15 protein-coding genes are annotated in these 18,125 nt (G+C 64.4%); 7 read left to right on the top strand and 8 right to left on the bottom strand.

Annotated features, from left to right (window positions below; translation table 11 throughout):
* The first annotated feature begins 111 nt into the window (after window positions 1–111).
* From ACYR7D_RS06050 to ACYR7D_RS06030, 5 genes are all read left to right on the top strand, one after another.
* Window positions 112–1,344: an IS256 family transposase gene (locus ACYR7D_RS06050; protein WP_459550044.1), complete on the top strand. Its 1,233-nt coding sequence runs from the start codon at window positions 112–114 to the stop codon at window positions 1,342–1,344.
* Between the two features lie 981 nt (window positions 1,345–2,325).
* The gene (locus tag ACYR7D_RS06045; protein ID WP_459548636.1) at window positions 2,326–3,324 is read left to right on the top strand and encodes a hypothetical protein; all 999 of its coding nucleotides are present in this window, start codon (window positions 2,326–2,328) and stop codon (window positions 3,322–3,324) included.
* Between the two features lie 348 nt (window positions 3,325–3,672).
* Entirely contained in the window at window positions 3,673–4,734 is a 1,062-nt protein-coding gene (locus tag ACYR7D_RS06040; protein WP_459548635.1) for a tyrosine-type recombinase/integrase, read from the top strand.
* Window positions 4,731–7,052, top strand: a complete 2,322-nt coding sequence (locus ACYR7D_RS06035; RefSeq protein WP_459548634.1) for a tyrosine-type recombinase/integrase — start codon at window positions 4,731–4,733, stop codon at window positions 7,050–7,052. The genes ACYR7D_RS06040 and ACYR7D_RS06035 overlap by 4 nt, the downstream gene beginning before the upstream one ends.
* Window positions 7,053–7,054: 2 nt before the next feature.
* A complete protein-coding gene (locus ACYR7D_RS06030) occupies window positions 7,055–7,609 on the top strand; it encodes a hypothetical protein (protein ID WP_459548633.1) in 555 nt (184 codons plus the stop codon).
* 248 nt (window positions 7,610–7,857) lie between these two features.
* Here ACYR7D_RS06030 and ACYR7D_RS06025 read toward each other — a convergent pair whose 3' ends face one another.
* The gene (locus ACYR7D_RS06025; protein WP_459548632.1) at window positions 7,858–8,562 is read right to left on the bottom strand and encodes an ISL3 family transposase; all 705 of its coding nucleotides are present in this window, start codon (window positions 8,560–8,562) and stop codon (window positions 7,858–7,860) included.
* A 175-nt stretch (window positions 8,563–8,737) separates the two neighbouring features.
* Here ACYR7D_RS06025 and ACYR7D_RS06020 point away from each other — a divergent pair, with 175 nt between their 5' ends.
* Window positions 8,738–9,007 carry a hypothetical protein gene (locus ACYR7D_RS06020; protein WP_459548631.1) on the top strand — a complete coding sequence of 90 codons (270 nt, stop codon included), beginning with the start codon at window positions 8,738–8,740 and terminating at the stop codon, window positions 9,005–9,007.
* A gap of 112 nt (window positions 9,008–9,119) precedes the next feature.
* Here ACYR7D_RS06020 and ACYR7D_RS06015 read toward each other — a convergent pair whose 3' ends face one another.
* Together ACYR7D_RS06015 and ACYR7D_RS06010 are read right to left on the bottom strand one after the other, a co-directional pair.
* On the bottom strand, window positions 9,120–9,776 hold the full coding sequence (locus ACYR7D_RS06015) for a DJ-1/PfpI family protein (protein WP_459548630.1): 657 nt from the start codon (window positions 9,774–9,776) through the stop codon (window positions 9,120–9,122).
* Window positions 9,777–10,799: 1,023 nt separating this feature from the next.
* Window positions 10,800–11,825: an ABC transporter permease gene (locus ACYR7D_RS06010; RefSeq protein WP_459548629.1), complete on the bottom strand. Its 1,026-nt coding sequence runs from the start codon at window positions 11,823–11,825 to the stop codon at window positions 10,800–10,802.
* 93 nt (window positions 11,826–11,918) lie between these two features.
* On the opposite strand from ACYR7D_RS06010, the gene ACYR7D_RS06005 reads away from it, so the two are divergent.
* A complete protein-coding gene (locus tag ACYR7D_RS06005; RefSeq protein ID WP_459548628.1) occupies window positions 11,919–12,611 on the top strand; it encodes a TetR/AcrR family transcriptional regulator in 693 nt (230 codons plus the stop codon).
* Window positions 12,612–13,198: 587 nt separating this feature from the next.
* Here ACYR7D_RS06005 and ACYR7D_RS06000 read toward each other — a convergent pair.
* The 5 genes from ACYR7D_RS06000 to ACYR7D_RS05980 all read right to left on the bottom strand — a co-directional run bounded on the left by ACYR7D_RS06000 (window position 13,199) and on the right by ACYR7D_RS05980 (window position 18,106).
* A complete protein-coding gene (locus ACYR7D_RS06000; protein ID WP_459548627.1) occupies window positions 13,199–14,326 on the bottom strand; it encodes an XdhC family protein in 1,128 nt (375 codons plus the stop codon).
* Between the two features lie 121 nt (window positions 14,327–14,447).
* Window positions 14,448–15,173: an isochorismatase family protein gene (locus ACYR7D_RS05995; protein ID WP_459548626.1), complete on the bottom strand. Its 726-nt coding sequence runs from the start codon at window positions 15,171–15,173 to the stop codon at window positions 14,448–14,450.
* Window positions 15,170–16,033, bottom strand: a complete 864-nt coding sequence (locus tag ACYR7D_RS05990) for an SDR family NAD(P)-dependent oxidoreductase (RefSeq protein ID WP_459548625.1) — start codon at window positions 16,031–16,033, stop codon at window positions 15,170–15,172. Before ACYR7D_RS05990 ends, ACYR7D_RS05995 begins: the two co-directional genes overlap by 4 nt.
* A gap of 22 nt (window positions 16,034–16,055) precedes the next feature.
* Window positions 16,056–17,234, bottom strand: a complete 1,179-nt coding sequence (locus ACYR7D_RS05985; RefSeq protein WP_459550043.1) for an NAD(P)/FAD-dependent oxidoreductase — start codon at window positions 17,232–17,234, stop codon at window positions 16,056–16,058.
* 5 nt (window positions 17,235–17,239) lie between these two features.
* Window positions 17,240–18,106, bottom strand: a complete 867-nt coding sequence (locus ACYR7D_RS05980; RefSeq protein ID WP_459548624.1) for a polysaccharide deacetylase family protein — start codon at window positions 18,104–18,106, stop codon at window positions 17,240–17,242.
* Window positions 18,107–18,125: the final 19 nt, after the last annotated feature.

Raw genomic sequence — 18,125 nt, 5'->3', positions numbered from 1 at the left:
AGGGATCGAGTAGATCACGACACCAGCGCAGATATCGAGCAATTCATAGTGCAAACGACACCGACTCGCACTACGGGCCACACCCACCTCGACAGTGCGGAGAAGAAACGCATCCTGGGCGACGGCCTGGCAGCCGACCTCGTCCGCCGGCAACTCGCCGCAGCGAGTCCGGATCTGCTGCGGCAGATGCTCGCCTCGTTCGTGCACACGATGATGAGTGCGGAGGCCGACGCGATATGCGGTGCCGACTACGGCGAGCGCAGCCCGGAACGGGTCAATAGTCGTAACGGTTACCGCCACCGTGACTTCGACACTCGTCTCGGCACGATCGATGTCGCGGTGCCGAAACTCCGTTCGGGATCGTACTTCCCTGATTGGCTGCTCGAGCGCCGCAAACGCGCCGAGCGGGCCCTGACCTCGGTGGTGGCGACCTGTTATCTGCTCGGGGTCTCGACGCGGCGGATGGAGAAACTCGTCGAGTCCTTGGGCATCACCAGCCTGTCGAAATCGCAGGTATCGATGATGGCCCGCGACCTCGACGCCCAGGTCGAAGCGTTCCGCACCCGCCCGCTCGACCAAGGCCCCTACACGTTCGTTGCTGCCGATGCCCTGGTGTTGAAGGTTCGGGAGAACGGACGCGTGGTCAACGTCCACACCCTGGTGGCGACCGGGGTAAACGCCGATGGCTACCGCGAGATCCTCGGCGTTCAGGTCACCTCGGGTGAGGACGGCGCCGGCTGGCTAGCGTTCTTCCGCGATCTGGTCGCCCGCGGCCTGACCGGGGTGTCTCTGGTCGCCAGCGACGCCCATGCCGGGCTGGTCGCGGCGATCGTTGCCACGCTGCCGGGCGCGAGCTGGCAGCGCTGCCGCACCCACTACACCGTTAACCTCATGAGCATCTGCCCGAAAACCTCGTGGCCGTGGGTGCGGACACTGCTGCATTCGGTGTTCGACCAAGCCGACCCCGAATCCGTTCACACACAATATGATCGGATGCTCGACGCCCTGGGTGAGAAACTCCCGAAGGTCGTTGAACACCTCGACACCGCACGCGCGGACCTGCTGGCCTTCACCACGTTCCCCAAACAGATTTGGCGCCAGATCTGGTCCAACAACCCCCAAGAACGGTTGAACAAAGAAATCCGGCGCCGCACCGACGTCGTCGGGATCTTCCCCGACCGCGGCTCGATCATCCGCCTCGTCGGTGCCGTGCTCGCCGAACAACACGACGAATGGATCGAGGGCAAACGCTACCTCGGCCTGGAAGTCCTGGCCCGAGCCCGCGCAGCCACCAGCGGACCCGACGAACAGGAGGACACCACCCCCGCAGAACTCACCGCCTGACCGAGCAAACCGATCACGCGGTGACCACCTCTTTTACACCACCCCACGGGACTTGACCAGCATCGTTGCAGGGTCGACCGACACTGTCGTTCGGACAGATTGGATGACCACTGTCCTGAGAATCTGTCCGGCCCGCAACGCCGAAGACCCTTATGGTGGCAGTTCGGAGCATAGTTCAGTGGAGCCGTTCCATGATGCCAGAGGCCACCACGCCGACGGTCTCTGCCGAGAGCCTTGCCCGGGAGAATCGTGATCGCGGCTCTGATGCCGGCACAGACGCTGCGCCGTCTGCGCTCTGGTCTTCGGGTACAAGCGTCGTAGCCGGTGATTCCGGCGCGACGTTTGGCCTGTCAAATGCCCAGCACGACCGGAATCCGCCTGTTGTAGCCCCTGGATGTTCAAACTCCTAGTGCACCAACGGATTCGGAAGAGAAAGATTCGCCAACAGTTGTTGGCCATCAAGTGTTGATCTACACTCTCGGCATGCACATCGCTCGGAGGGGACCTGTTGACCGAGCTGGTGGCGATCGAATCGCCAGTGGCACCGTCGGTGCAACGGTCGCTTATCAGCAAGCAACGACGGCATGACCTCGGACGCAGGAAGCGGGGGTCCACAGGGCGCGATCGAGAGGGAACCCAGCGGGAATCGCGTCCCGTGCCCGGGGTGATCGCTTTGTCGACCAGCCAACTGGATCTCAAAGAGGATGTCTGCTCGCCTAAGACATTCGAGTTCCGGGCGGTGGGGAGCCAATTCGCCCGGACGGCAAACTCGAACTTTGAAGGGGATTCGCAAACATGGCCAATGCTGGCGCGAGCGTTAGCGGAAATCCCGCGGCTGAATTGTTCTGTCGCGCAACGGCCCGGTTGGTCGCCACTGCTCGTGGCTCCGCCACGGTGTACCGGGACAGGACCACGGAATTGGTATCTGCTATCAACCTCTACGTACGTCGCGTCCAAAACGAAGACGCAAGGTGTGGACGAATGGTCGACGCCGAATCTCAGGAGGCACTGTGGCTGCCTGCCCATACCTGGACGAGACCGTTCCAGCCGGTTTGGTTCGACTCGAGAGCTGCTAGATACAGCATTTTGAAGGACAGCCGAGACCGCGATATCGGGTTGTCGTTCGACTCTACGCCGGAAGACGCGGTCAGACGTGGTACGTGGGCACGGGCACACGACCTGCGAGGCGCTCGGGAATACGATGTAGCGGGCCAGGGGGACATCAAGAAGTACGGCGACAAGCCGTGGATGCAATGGGTCGACCGCAGCAAAGTCAAGACCGTCCCCGCTGGCTGGCATGACTCCGAGTTGGAAGCTCGCGGAGGAGGCCCGGTACTGCTGGGCGGCCATGCCAACCCAGATATTTTCATCGTGGATGTAGCTGTCGCAAGAAGCCCAACCGGAGCGCCAGTGCAGCAAAAGGTCGCCATAGACGGCCGATCACTTGGCCACCTCCTGGCCGCGATTCCCGATTTCTGGCGTATCGCCGACGAACGCGGTGGCCACCTGGTTATGCACGCCGCATGTAAACCCGCACATCCAGACGGCACGCTCTTCGGGGATCTGTCGGAAGCTCTCCACGAGAATGGCCTGGATCGACCCACATGGGGCGCTACTGGCACCATTTACGCATACCCGCACCATCCCGACGGACGGAACGATCGCGTGGCGCCGGATTCACCTGACGAAACCGAGATGCCAGATTTCGTCGCCAACCCGGCCATCTCCTCTATCGCGGTGATCGATGCGGCTGATCGCAACGGAGACCTCGTACCCGGTCGGTTCATCAGAAGCGATCCGCCCGAAAATACACTGGACAGCCCGCCTCACTCAGGCACGCCACATGAACCGAGCCGAGCGGGTACCGGCACATACCCCGCTCCAGATCGGGCGGACGAGTCGCCGACCACTGCCCAGAACAAGCCATCGACTCCATGGAGCCCGCAGCCCTTGCCTGCGGAAGCCGCGTCCACAGAGTAGAGCACCGGCCCGCGGTCGACCCCATGAACTTCCCCCACCTCGATCGAAACTTCGACGACATAAAGGCCACCGATCTCGAGGAAACCGCCACGCAGGATGCATACTCCCCACAGGAGGCACAGTCACGGTGAAAGCACCTCTGAGTGCTCGGTCATCACCGGCTGACCCATCGACAAGCTCGGCACCTGGCCGCCCTCGGGATTATCAGTCGATCAGCAGGATTCGTTTCCGGAGCAGGTCGGGTTTCGCGCGTCCGAACATCTGGCGTTTGATCATTTTAAAAGTTACGTGGAATCTGGCCCGGGCGGTGATCATGTCGTCCGGGTGACCACGGACTGGGAGATGGGCTTGGGCGTCGCGGTGGCGTTGACAGAGAAGTGGCCGGTGTTGGGCCGGCACGAGCAAGCGGCGGTGTGGCTGGGCATCTGGGTTGATCTCGGGCGGGCGCCGCGCACGATCGACGCTTATGGGCGTGGGCTGGCAGAGTATCTGCTGCTGTGCGAGCGCGAACAGGTCGATCCGGTGACCGCGACCCGTGCCGATGTCGCAGTGTTTGTGCGGGAGTGGACTTCTCGTCCACACCGCCACGGCGGGAACGTGGTGTCGCTCGATTCCGGTTCGGGTTTGGCGAACGCGACGATCCAGCAGCGGTTGGTGCCGGTCCGGTTGTTCTACGACTATCTGATGGAAGAGGGCCTGCGGCAGTCGAATCCGGTAGGCCGGGGCCAGTACACGCCGGGTCGGCGGGCCGGCGGCATGGCGCGGGGCCTGGTGCCTCGGCTGACGAAGCTGCCGTGGATTCCCGACGAGCAGCAGTGGATGCAGGTCCTGGACGTGGCGCGGCGTGAGCCCATCCGCAACCGGCTGATGTTGGCGCTGGCCTACGACGCGGCGTTGCGGCGGGAGGAGCTGTGTTCGTTGCGCACCGACGACCTCGATCCTGCTCATCGGACGTTGCGGGTGCGGGCGGAGACGACGAAGAACCGGCTCGAGCGTGTGGTGCCGTATTCAGCGTCCACCGGGGTGTTGCTGTCGCAGTATCTGGTCCACCGGTCAGCGATCAGCCGTGCCCGCGGACCGTTGTTTCTGTCCGAGTCACGTCGTAATCGTGGTGAGCCGCTGAGTTTGTGGACGTGGTCGAAGGTGGTTCGGCGCATCGCAATCACCGCCGGGGTCTCGCAATTCTCGACACATTCGACCCGCCATCTGTGTTTGACGGACTTGGCGCGGATGGGGTGGGAAGTGCATGCGATCGCCGCCTTCGCCGGACACCGGCACACCGACTCCACGCTCAGATATATCCACCTGTCCGGCCGGGATCTGGCCGACAAACTCGCCCGCGGCATGGACCACATCCATGCCTCGCGGATCGAGGCCCTGACCGGCACCGACCTGGTGGCGGCGCGGTGAGCGCCGTCCCTGCCGCGGTTTCGGCCGGTGACGACCTGCGCTGGCGGTCACCAATCGATCCCGGCCGCTACGACGTCACACCTGCGCTGCGGGTGGCGGAGAAGGATGCGACCACCGAGCTCGGTGTCGACAACCTGCGACGCTTGGCCCGCCACGACCCCAAGGCTCGAGGGTGGACGAAGATCCGTCGACTGCTGCTGGCATTGGACGACTCCACCGCTGCAGTCCAGGCACCGCGGACGCCGCACCGGCGGCGAGCGATGCTGGACGCGACCGCGGTGGTGTTGTTGCACTGCGCGCAGACCGGCACGTCGTTCTGGTCATGGACAGACGAGCAGTGGGCTGCGCTGATCGGCGCAGACCTGCACGAGTTCCGGGCCACGACCCCGGGGTGGGCCGACGATGCGGTGCGTCCTTATCTGGCCACGCACGCGTTTCTGCTCGGCGGGTTCACCGCGTTCTATCGGCTCGGCAGCTTCAGCCGTGTGACGCTGGCCGAGAACATCTTCGGCCATGACCTGGTCGAGGGTGAGATCGGCCGGATCCGGTTGGTGCTGGCCGGGTGGGGCTATCAGCTGGGCCGCGGCGATGATCGACTGCTGCCCGGGGTCGCTTGCCAGGTGCTGCTGCTCAACCGCAGCCCGCACCTCGACGAGCTGAACACCGAACTGTTCGAGTGGATCCGTCGTGAACGGCTGCTACCTGCGGCTCGCGGCAACACACTGCACGCGATGCAACGGGCGGTCGCCGCGCTGGGCTACTGCGATCCGCCGCAGCAACTCACCGGGCGGCGCTCACCCCGCACTACCGGCGGCGCACCCGAATGGGCCGAATGGGTCGATCGCTGGCATGACACCTCGACACTGACTCCCCGGGTCCGCGGCGGATTCCGCTCCACCCTGCTGCGGGTCGGGCGCTGGCTGGAGGCCGAACATCCCAAGGCTGCCGATCCGGCCGACTGGACGCGACAGACCTGCGCGGCCTGGATCGCGGCGCTGGACCGGATGAAGGTCGGTGATTACGTCCAACGCACCACCGGACTCAGCGACCGCCTCGGCAAACCGTTGCAAGCCTCTACGAAGGCGGGACAAATCGCTGCGGCCCGCCGATTCTTCCGGGACTGTCAGGAATGGGAGTGGCTGCCACGGCGCTTCGACCCGAACCGGGCGTTGTCCACCCCACGCAGCATCGCCGCCCTACTCGGCCCCGATCCCCGCATCATCGCCGACGATGTCTGGGCGAAACTGATCTGGGCCGGGTTGAACCTGGCTCCTGATGACCTGCCCCAGTCCCAGGCCGGGAACTTCTATCCGATCGAGCTGGTTCGGGCGGTCACCCTGACCTGGCTGTTCTCCGGGCAACGCAGTGACGAGATCGCGCGATTGCGCATCGGCTGCATCCGCTGGCAGCACAACGGGACGCCTATTCCCGGTGACTCCCAACAGATCCTGGCCCGTGACGCGGTCTGCCTGCTCGACGTCCCGACCCACAAGACCGGCACCGCATTCACCAAACCGGTCGACCCAATCCTGGGCCAGGCCATCGACACCTGGCAGGCGAACCGGCCCGAGCAGCCGCCGTTCTTCGACCGCCGCACCGGACAACACGTCGATCTGCTGTTCGCAGTCCGCGCCCGCCGCATATCCTCGGCCTACATCAACAACACCGTGATCCCGATGCTCTGTCGCAAAGCCGGAGTCCCGGCCGCCGACGTCCGCGGCAGTATCACCAGCCACCGGGCCCGATCGACCATCGCGAGCCAGCTCTACAACGCCAAAGACCCGATGACCCTGTTCGAGCTGCAGGCATGGCTCGGCCACCGCTCGCCGCAGTCGACCCAGTTCTACGCCAAGATCAGCCCGAACACCCTCACCAAGGCATACGACGACGCCGGCTACTTCGCCCGCAACATACGCACCATCGAAGTCCTCGTCGACCGCGACGCCGTCACCAGCGGCGCCGCAGCGGCCGGGGAGCCCTGGCAGCATTACGACCTCGGCCACGGATTCTGCACCTACACCTTCTTCGAGCAATGCCCGCACCGGATGGCCTGCGCCCGCTGCGACTTCTACAGCCCCAAAGAATCCAGCAAAAGCCAACTTTTGCAGGCAAAATCGAACCTGCAACGCATGGCCGTCAGCATCCCACTCACCGACGACGAGCAAGCCGCCGTCGAAGACGGCCAGACCGCAGTCAACAAACTACTGACGCGCCTGGCCGACGTTCCCACTCCGGCGGGCCCCACGCCTCGCGAGGTCGGCCCGGCAGGCGCAATCCAACTGCCGATCGTCGGCGTCCGCCATGGAAAACCCTCATAAACTTGACATTTCAGATTCCACAGAATGATGCGGTTGACGTGGCCCTCGACCGGGCCACTGCTCCAGGGCAACGTCAGACCGGCAGTGACAGCGTCCAGGTCCCGGCGCAATCCGCGCACGAACGAGTGCAGTGCGGGCAGATCGTCGGCATCGACGGCGGCCATCCAGCGTTCCAGCTCACGGCCCCGACGGCCGACCATCATCTCCGCGAAGGCTCGGACATGACCGGCCAGCGCGGTGAGCTCGGTGCTCGTGCCCAGGATGGCATCGAGACGCTGCTGGTTGCCAGGATCGAGGCGTGCGGGATCGCTCATCATCCAGCTCACCACCCGACGAACCGACGGCGGTTTGCGCGCCGGGCGGGGAATACGGCCGGTGCTGCGGAAGGGGTGCAGGTAGTTGAGCACGACCTTCTTGCTTCCGCGATAGCCGAGCTCGGAAATCTCACCGAACAGTTGGGTGGCGTTGGTGCAGCCTTCATTCCATCTCAGGTGCAGGTAGGGCTTGAACTCGTCGAGCAGACCAGGACGGCGACCGGTGCCGTTGTTGACCAGTAGTTCTTCCGCGCTGGTGGCACGGGCGAAACGGCGAACGGTCCCTCGGGCCAGATCAAGCCGGACCCCGATGGCACGCAGGCTCTCGCCGTCGCCGAGCAGTGTGTGGACCGCCGCGTAGCGTTCCCTGGTCCGGACGGCCCACTTGTCGGTCCTGTCCGGTGGGGATTCGCTCACTTCGGAACTCTGCGACGGTTGTGGCAGGTCGATAATCGCTGGTGCGGCATCGCTGTCGATATCGGCGGCGGCACTCAAGCAGGTGCGGTGGCGGGCGACCACTCGTTCGACGGCTTCGCCGAGGTTGTGCCAGATATGCCATCGGTCCGCGACCTGCAGCGCATCCGGCGCCCGGTGGCCACGCCTTCGGCGTAGGCGCCGGCCCGGTCCCGGCATACGATCTCGACTCCGGGGTGAGCGCGCAACCAGCCGGCCAGGGTTTCGGCGGTGCGGTCGGCGAGCACATCGACCGGCCGGCGGGTTTCGATATCGATCAGGATCGTGCCGTAATGGTGCCCACGCCGCAGGGCGAAGTCATCGACACCCAGCACGCGAGGTGAGACCTTGTCGGGATCGGGAAGTGCCCGGACCTGCCGCAACAGCGTCATCCGGCTGACCGCCGCCGCCAGATGAAGAGACATCCGAGCACCCGGTCGGCCGCCCAGGGCCAGCGCGACCGCACACAGCACACGCTGCAGAATCCTCGTGCGCCGGGCATACCGCCCTGCCAGCCCGCACGGTTGCTCGGCGAACGTTCTTCTTCCGCACTCGTGGTTGTCGCAGAACAGCCGCCGCACCTGCAGCCGGATCAATACCTCCCGACCGCCGATCGCGGTATCGGACAATCGCCGCTGGTAGCGGCTGTGGACCCGCCATGACGACGTCCCACAGCCCGGGCAGGACACCGTCTCGCCGCAGGTACTCACATCGAGGTTCACCCGCGACCGGGTCAAGGTCACCGCCTCGATCCGGAACCCGTCCAGGTGAGGAAACAAGACAGCCGTCGGTCCGAGATCAGAACACCGGCGACATGATCGATCATCAAGCCCCCGTACGCGATCCGGGGCGGGTCAATCACGCAAACCGTGCCAGATCCAAGATTCGCCTGTCGTTGACAAATCTGTGCATCCGCTAATGTTGGGCGTCGAACGCACGGACGCGCTCGTTGTCGGCCCCCTCCTGGTGGCGCAATACCGCGCCGAATGCAGTCGCTTCGACGACGCCACTACGGCGCCGAAGATCCTCGCACACCCGTTCGATTCGTTCGAGCAAACGGCCGGCGCCTTCGCGCAGGCGAGCGCGATCGCCCCGCGCCCACCTGCCTACTTCAGCGGCCAGGAGTCGTTGTCGGTGGGCGAGTCGAGATCTGTGTTACTGGTCAGGTGGTCATTCACGCTTGCATAGCAAGAGCCTCTGCTGATTGAGGACAAGGAATGTTCCGCGCGGTCGTGCCGCGATCGGTTGAGTTCGACCGACTGTGACTTGGCGGGAACGTCTGGCCCGGTAGAGTGAGATGTCAGTTCGGCTTTCGTAGTATGTGCTGCGCTGCAGTTCGGAAGTCGGTGAACATCTCGGCCACAGCACTTCTGACCGCATCAGGCGCGGCTGCAGGAGAGCCTGCCCCGAATGGCGGTTGCGGCGCGTACTCGGCCATCAGTTGAACCGTCTCGGCATAACGTCGGTCGCGCAGCATCGAGATCACCAGCAAACCAAGGTCCAGTCCGGCGCTTACGCCTGCTCCGGTTACCCGATTCCGATCGATTACGACACGGCTATCCACCGGAATTGCGCCGGCGTGCGTGAGCAGATCCGAGGCCGCCCAGTGGCAGGTTGCCCGATACCCTTCCAGTAACCCGGCCGCCGCCAGGAGCAGCGACCCGGTGCACACGCTGGTGACCAATCGCGCCCTTGCGCCCCGGTCCGTGACGAACTCGATCGTCGCGGGGTCGCGCATCGCAGCCAGTGTCCCGTTCGTCCCGCCCGGTACGAACAAGACATCGACCTCGCGCGGGCACTCGGCGAAGGTCGAGGTGGGAGTCAGTATTACGCCTGTATCGGTGACAATCGGGGCTGTTGTGGCCGCGACCTGATGGACTGTCGCGCCGGCCAGGCAACCGAATGCATATTGCGGTCCGACGAAATCCAATGCAGTGCAGTCGGGATACAACACCATGGCGATCTGTTCGCTTCCCGAAAGGAGAGGTTCTTCTACCTCGTTGTCGCGTACGATCGGCCCGGGTGACGAGGCACATCCCGATGGGAGCACAGACAACCCTGCGAGCAACGGAGTTACGCTCCGGAAGAACTCTCTACGACCAACTTCCATTTTCACCTTTTTCCGGTGACGATGCCCGATGCAGCGTCATTGTTCGAGTATGTCCGCGTTCGGCCCCTCTGCACGGCACAGGGCAGGCGGCGGAAGAACCGCAGTCGCACCTACTCGGCAGAGTCTCTTCCACGAGCGGCGCCGCCGGCGCCGGCGGCGTTCCGCATCGACGAGCCAACCGAAACCCCGTGACCTCGTTGTCGACCACTCATCCGCCGACGACGACGTTGGCGCCGGACCGGGGAGCGCCTTCACCAGACGGGCTGGATCAGGAAGGCAACTGCTCGTATCCCGATTACACGCTTTCTCCGCGGCCCAGGCCACCATCCGGTTCGCTCAGCGGAATACGCGTTCGATTACCTTCGAAGGCGACCGGCTCGACAGCTCGCCCGGTCCGCACACCCCTCGATGCAGCCCCACTGTGTTGTCCGGCGAGGCCCACCCAGATATGGTCGCCAGCAGCCGGGCGGTCGCCGCGTCGTGTTCGGATATCCCGCGCACCGCGAACCTCGTCCTCTGCCGGATACACCCGGCCGAGAACGAGAGGTTGCCAGACGGCCGAGCCGCCGAGTCACAGTGGTACCCGGGGGGCTCTGCCGAGCACGCACGCGGCTGCTCCCCGAGCTCCCTTGAAGACTCGCCCGGTTTATTGGCCGATTGCCGGCCGTGACAGGATTGATCCTGCCCACGGAATCTCCGCACGCCCAAGCACGCTGTGGCAATTCGGGTGAATGTCGACCACCCGTCCCCTATCCGATGCGGTGGCAACATGGGTCCCTCAGACGTCGGCCGGTCAAGCCCATGCTGTACGTTTCACGGCGTCTTCGGCCGTGGAATCGAACGATAGGCCGACAGGACTGACGGCCACGGTCAGGCGTTCACTCGTTCGAGGTTCTCGTTTTCCGGGTTGTTTGTTGCCCGGTGGCGGATACCGCCGTAGGCATTGAGAGCTATACCGATGACCATCCAGGTGAGCAGTACAGCCCAGGCGCGCCCGGCGCCGTTGCCGTCGAAGAACGCGATAGAACGGAGGAGGTGACCGGCGGAGCCGATCGGCAGATACTGGCCGATCTCGCCCCAGGGCTTGGGAAGCCACCACCAGCCGGTGGCCAGTCCGGACAGGGGGTTGGAGACGAAGATTGTGAAGATTGCGCCGATCCCGATAGCGCGCAGACCGATCAGCGCTCCCAGGCCGGTCACCAGCAGCGATGTGGCAGCAATACCAGCGGCGATGGCGATGGCGGCGGCGAAGTAGTCGGTATCCATCGAACGGTAGCCGTACTGCAGAATCGCGGCCACAACGAATCCGGCGGCAATGCTGATCGCCAGCGCGCCGGTCAGTGTATGCCACGGGCGGCCCGCGAACAGGAGTATCAGGATCGCAGCCGAGGCCATTCCTCCGAAGGCGAGTGGAAGGCCGAGTGCGGCCAGGCCGGCCCCGGTAGGATCATCCTCGGTCAGTGGGGCGAGGTCGATGATCTCGACATCCTGGCCCTGTGCCTTCATGCCGGCGGCAATGTTGTGCAGGAGAGCCGCGTAAGGCGTTCCGTTGCCTGCGGCAGTGTAGATGGTTGTCGTGCGGTCGGCGGGGTCGATTGCGATGCCGCCGACCGCCTCCCGATCGCGCACTGCGGCCTGGACGGCCCCGCCGTTGTCGAGCGCGCGTATCTCGAAGGCATCGGGAGATCGGTCCTCGATGCTCTGCGTCAGCTTCGGCACTGCGTTTTCTGGACCGGAGATGGCGAGCGGTAGGTCTTTCGGGCCGGATCCGAAGCTCGGGGCCAGGAACGCGAAAAGCATCAGCGCAATGACAATCGGTAGTCCGATGGTGAGCGCAAAGATCCCAGGCCAGCTGCCGGCAGGCCGGGTTGATTGATCGGGGAAGGCTTCGAACACGGGACACTCCTCTGGATAATTGGAACAGGATGCTCCACTTAAGTGGAGTGTAATATTCCATATAGACTGATGCAACCAAGAAGGGACGGTGCTGTGCGGGCCGACGCGAGAGCCAACCGGGACGACATCCTCGAAGCGGCAAAGGAGCTATTCCAGGAGCAAGGAGTCACTGTCGCCTTCCGGACCGTCGCCGCGCGGGCGGGAGTCGGAGTGGCCACCCTTCATCGGCATTTTCCGGACCGGGAAGCGTTGATCAACGCAGTGGCCGACCGCCTTCATGACAGAGCAGCGGCAATCATCGACAGCTACGACGCGGTATGGGATCGCGATTCGTGGGCAGCGTGGACCGGTATAGTGCATGGGCTCGCGGCACTCGGAGTTGCGCCGCTGGCAGTGAGTGCCTCCAACTTCGCCGTCGCGCAGGACCAAGTCGATGACTTCGTTCAGGTGGCACGAGGGCGCGATATGCAACGTGTGCAGGACACACTCGCCAAAGCTGCCGCATGCGGCTTCGCACCCGAAGATCTGGATCCCCGGCGCTTCGTAGCAGGAATTGTCATCGTCTCCCGTCCGCTGCCCGATGTCACTGCACAATTGGTCCCCGGTCAGCTGGAGTGGCTGGTCGATGTCTACATCGACGGGCTCCGGGCTCGAGCTGGGGAAGCCGGGTACCGACGACGCCCCCGGCCCCAGACGGAAAATGTAGGCAGTTCCGTTCTATCGGCCGCTCGATCGGCGGTCGGTGACCCGGTTTCACGAGGACTGGACGAGCACGTCGCTCCCTGAGATCGGCGTGGGCCTTTCGGACTGTGGCGCCGCCGGCGCCGGCGGCATTCCGCATCGACGAGCCGACCGAAACCCCGCGACCTCGTTGTCGACAGCTCATCCGCCGACGACAACGTTGGCGTCGGACCAAGGACCGCCTCCGCCAGGTGGGCTGGATCGGAAGGTAACCGCTCGTATCAATATGCAGCGAACCGCGAATCCGCTCGGGGCCGCGCACGCTCTCGGTGGGAAGTTTGATGACCGCGCCCGCGAACGACTACGGACTCGACACCGTCCGATTCAACAAGGTGTGGGACCACAAGAACATCTGAAGACTCGACTGGGCTCCCCGAGCACAGGCACCGCGATCAGTGTTCGCGGCCACCCTTCGGGGCACGCCCCACGGTTCTCGCGGTCGGCGTGACCCGGTTGAGTATTCCTGGTGCGGGCCGAGCGCAGAGCCCCGACCCGGTCTTCGCGAGTGGTCCGCGAGCCCATGGCGCCGATACAGCGCGGTCGGACCTCGTAGGGCAGAGGGAGCTGATAACGAAGGCGCGGGTGGTGAGAGCTCTATGGTGGAGGTCGGCTCCGCCGACCGTCGGGTGGTTTCAACGGTGGATCGAGGAAGTACCCGAGCTGAGACGTTCTCCGGTACCGCCCCAGCGGTCGGCGATGATCTCGGCGCCAATCGATATCGCTGTTTCCTCCGGCGTCCGCGCACCCAGGTCCAGACCTACCGGGCTGCGCAGAAGGGCGAGTTGTGATGGGGTTACGCCGGCCGAGCGCAGAGCCCCGACCCGGTCTTCATGCGTGGTCCGCGAGCCCATGGCGCCGATATAGCGCGGTCGGACTTCGTCGGGAAGAGTGAGCAGATACCGAAGGACTGGAATATCGAATTTCGGATCGTGGGTCAGCACGCAGACAACGGTGCGTGGATCGATTCGGTCGTGTTCGACCTCCGTCGAGACATACCCGCTCGGCCACCCGACGACCACCGCATCGGCGCTTGGGAAGCGGGCAGCAGTGGCGAACACCCCACGTGCATCACATACCGTCACGTGGTATCCGAGGAAGGAGCCGACCTCTGCGACCGCCGCGGCGAAGTCGATAGCTCCGACGATGATCATGCGTGGCCGCGGAACCGACGATTCCACGAACACCGCGATATCGGAGCCGGTTCGTCGTCCACCCACTCCGTAGGTGAGAACGCGGTTGGTCCCGGTCGAAAGGATACCGCGGCCGTCGTGAGCTACTGCGGCGAGTAGTTTCCGGTCGGAGAACGTGCCCGACGTCTTTGTCTCCTCGAGGAGGATATGCTGCCCGACAACGTCGAAATCCGGGTGTTCGACGATAGTTGCCAACGCAACGGCCCGATCGTTGCGGAGGGTGGTCTCGAGCCTTCGCCAATGCGGGAAGTGATCGACTTCTACGAACGGCTGGATGAAAATATCGATGATGCCGCCACACGTCAGCCCGATCCCGAAGGCTGCTTCGTCGCTGACGCCGAAGCGTTGCCGGGACGGGGTGCCCGTGGCCAGCGAATCGACCGCTGACTCGTACACCGCCCCTTCCACGCATCCACCCGATACCGAGCCGAAAGCGGTCCCGGCCGAGGTGACAACCATGGACGCGCCAGGTAGACGGGGTGCCGAGCCGAAAGTACTCACGACCCGCGCCACCGCGAAGGGCTCTCTCTTGTGGAGCAGTTCCGCTATGACCTCGAATTGATCGAGCATCGGTTGACCTTGCTTCCAACTACGCCGGCCGAGCTTCCGGACGCGACAGTCTCGTCCGCCGTACCGTTCATGGATAATTTATCGGCCCGGGTGCTCGGTGCGGTGGACCGTCACCCCGAGCTCAGCTTGCATGGGAGCCGAGGAGTTGATCGGCGGTGAGAACGTCGGCGTACTTTGCGTTCATTTCGAACAAATTGACCCCGTGGCTCAGTCTGGAGCGATCGAATACTGCATCTTCGACGACGAAGGTCGGATATCCGCGCGAATGTGAGTCGATCACTGTCGCCCGGACACATCCCGAGGTGGTCGCACCGACGACGATGACAGAGTCAACTCCACGCCGGATCAGGAACGACAGCAGTGCGGTATCGAAGAACGCGCTCGCCTTCGGCTTCGCGAAGACCAGCGCTTTGTCCGAGGGCGCTATGTCGACGGGTATCTCCTGGGCGCGCGGGAGGTCCATCGGGGATCCCAAGCCCGACGACTCGCTCTTGACCGTCCCGCCGTATGCCGACGCTCCTCCGGGAAGCGCAGTCGTGTAGACGGTGGGCCAACCGCTGCGTTCGGCGTGATCGATCACCCGTTTCAGGTTGGGCATCGCTTCCCAGGCGCTGGGACCACAGGCCGTCGGGAACGCCGCTACCGCTTCGTCGACCGTCTGCCCCTTGTCTCCGGTGAAGGAGCGCACGACATCGATCACCAGTACCGCCGGGCACTTCCCCAGGGTGTTCTTCGCCGACCAGTGCCGCTGGTGGTAGCCGGTGTCGTCGAAGTCCTCGAACAGCTGCACCCACCAGGGTGTCGACGTGAAATCGTCGGCCATGTTGTCCCTTTCGACTGTTCTCATCGTGAGTCCTGCTCACCGAGCACTCGCTGTAGCAGATCGTCGCCGCCACGTACTCGGCGCAGACCGCGAACACCCAGGCCCCCGTCGGACTCGATGACGGTCCCTGTCATCACCGGCCCCTGCGATCGAGAGCCGGCGAGTACATAGGCGGCCGTGTGATCCTCGGGCTCGGCGAAGACCCGCAGCGGAGCAGTTCCGGCGATGGCTTCCGCACGGTCACCGAGGTCACCATCGTCATCGAACTGCGGGCCGGAGACGGGTTCGCCGAAGGCGGCCGGGCTGGTGATACCGGTCCGGGTAGCACCGGGCGCGACCGCGTTCACCCGGACGTAGGGCGCGAACTCGTGCGCCAGCTGGCGCAGGCACCCGAGTGCCGCGTGCTTGCTCGCTATGTACATCACGCCGCCGCCGTCGGGCCAGAACGACGAGTTCGACAGCGTGATGACCAGGCAGCCGCGAGTCGCGAGCAGCGCAGGCAACGCCGCTTTCGCACCGTGGATGATGCCCTTGACGTTGACATCGAAGATCTGGGCGAATCCCTCGTCGATCCGGTCGGGAGCGAGATCGGCCAGTTCGGTGAATTTGTCACCCAGGCCCGCGTTCGCGACGAAGATGTCCAGTTTTCCGAAGGTGTTCAACGCCAGCGAGACCGCGGCAGCGTTCTGTGCGTGGTCACGCACATCTGTGGTGATCGTCGCGACCTTGTCACCGAATCGCCGGCTCACGGCCTCGAGGCGTTCGGCGCTGAGGTCGGCCACCACCACTCGCGCGCCCTCGGCGATGTATCGCTCGACGACCGCGAGACCGATTCCGGAGCCGCCTCCGGTGACGATCGCCACTTGCTTTTCCAACCAGCCCACAGCTTCTCCTGTCATAGTCATCTCAGGCCACCGAAACCGGCAGTTCGACACCGGTCGCGGCCAACTCGACCCGTACGGAGGCGAGTGGTCGTGCCAACCCGTAGGAGACCCCGCCTACCAGAACGTCGTCGAGGTACGCGCGAGCGCAGAATCGCTCGTCCGGATCGCCGGCAACGATCTCGAATCTGTTCGCGAGCCGCGGTAGACCCACACTCTGCAAACGGAGATCGAAGTGGTCCGACCAGAAACTGGGTATGGATCCGAACCCGTCCGCAGCGTCGCCGGTCAGCAGCGTCCGTGCTGCGGCCTGACCTTGCTCGACCGCGTTGCTCCAGTGTTCGACACGCATGAGGCGCCCACCGAATGCCTGATTCGGCCATCGGACGACATCGCCCGCCGCGACAATGTTCGTCGAGCCCGCAACGCGCAACGACTTGTCACACAGCACCCCGTCTGAGGTATCGAGCACTGCCCCGGCGAGCCACTCGGTATTCGGATGCGCCCCGACGGCGACAACTATATGATCTGCCGCTATCCGCGACCCGTTCGACAGACTCACGTGATGGATATTGTCGACGACCTCCACGGAATCCACCGTGTGTCCGATATGCAGGAGGACACCGGCGTCGGACAGCAACTGGGTCGCACGAGCACTCGCCAGGGGCCCGGCCGGCGACACCGGCGGGTCGATGCCGCACACAGTCACTTCGACTCCCCTGGACCTCGCCGACGATGCGACCTCGATCCCGATGAACCCACATCCGACGATCAACAGCCGAGTCGAGGAACGCAGTGCCGCCGCGAGCCGGTGGGCGGCCGCGAGCGTGCGAACATAGTGGACGTTGGGAGAATCGGTTTCGAAGACGGGGAGTGTCCGCGCCCTGCTCCCGGTCGCGATCACCAGGCCGTCGTAGGAAACTCGCTCGCCGTCCGCGGTGAGGACATGCTGTGCGGTCGTGTCGAGCTCGGAGGCCGGGCTGCCGAGCTTCCAGACCGCCCCTAGACCCTCGTCGACGGGTAGTACGACATTTTCGGTGTCGAACTCGCCGCGGAGGATCTCCTTCGACAGTGGTGGACGGTCATAGGGCATTTCCGGCTCGTCGCCGATTATCGTGAGAGATCCGGTAAAACCTTCACGGCGCAAGGCTTCTGCGGCGCGGACACCCGCGAGTGAGGCGCCGACCACGACGATGTTCTGCATTGGGCTCACCGGCTCTCCTTCAGGTACCAGGAGGCGACCTCGTCGGCAGTGGTGAACCACACGTCGTCGTGGGACAGCATATGCTCGAGCGCCTCGGCGAAATAGCGTGTGCGATAGGGTTGGCCGGACAGGAACGGATGGAGGCCGAATCCCATGACCCTGCTCCGTTGTGTGCCTTCCCGGTACATCTGATCGAACTGGTCGATCAACGCCTGCTTGAACTGCGGGCCGGTCTGTCCGTGTAGCACGTAACCCGGGATGTCGTTCACTTCGGTGCTGTAGGGAACGGACAGCAACTGTCCGGAGCCGACTTCGAGGTGGAACGGCTCATCATCGACTCCCCAGTCGAGGGTGTAAGTGAAGCCCAGCTCGGCGAGCAGTTCATTGGTCGCCGCCGAAGCCGTGAGGGCGGGCCCGAGCCACCCGCGCGGCCGCTTCCCCGTAGCGCGGGCCAGTACTTCTGCGACCTCGGTGATGTAGGTCCGCTCGGCTTCGACATCCATTCCGTTCTGCAGAGTGGAGTTGTTCTTTCCATGGGCCACCCAGGTCCAGCCACGTTCGACACCGGCGGCGATGATCGCCGGATGGTGCAGCGCGACATCGCTGTTGACTATGGCGGTGGGCGTAATTCCGAGCTCATCGAAGACCGCGAGCATGCGCCAGATACCCACCCGTGGGCCGTAGTCCCGCCAGCCTGCGTTGAGTGGATCCGGCGTGAGCCCCGCGGTGAAAGGCGCTAGGCTCAAGGCCGGTTGACCGTACTCGTAGTACTCGACATTCAGACCCACCCATACCGCGATCCGTTTTCCGTCGGGCAGTGCTCGGGTCGGTCGGTCGACGATGGCCGAGTACGGGAAGAATGGATTGTGCATGTCAGTTACTCCGTGGTTC

The sequence above is a fragment of the Nocardia sp. X0981 genome, assembly GCF_977089955.1.
This window is presented reverse-complemented; position numbering and strand designations above follow the sequence as displayed.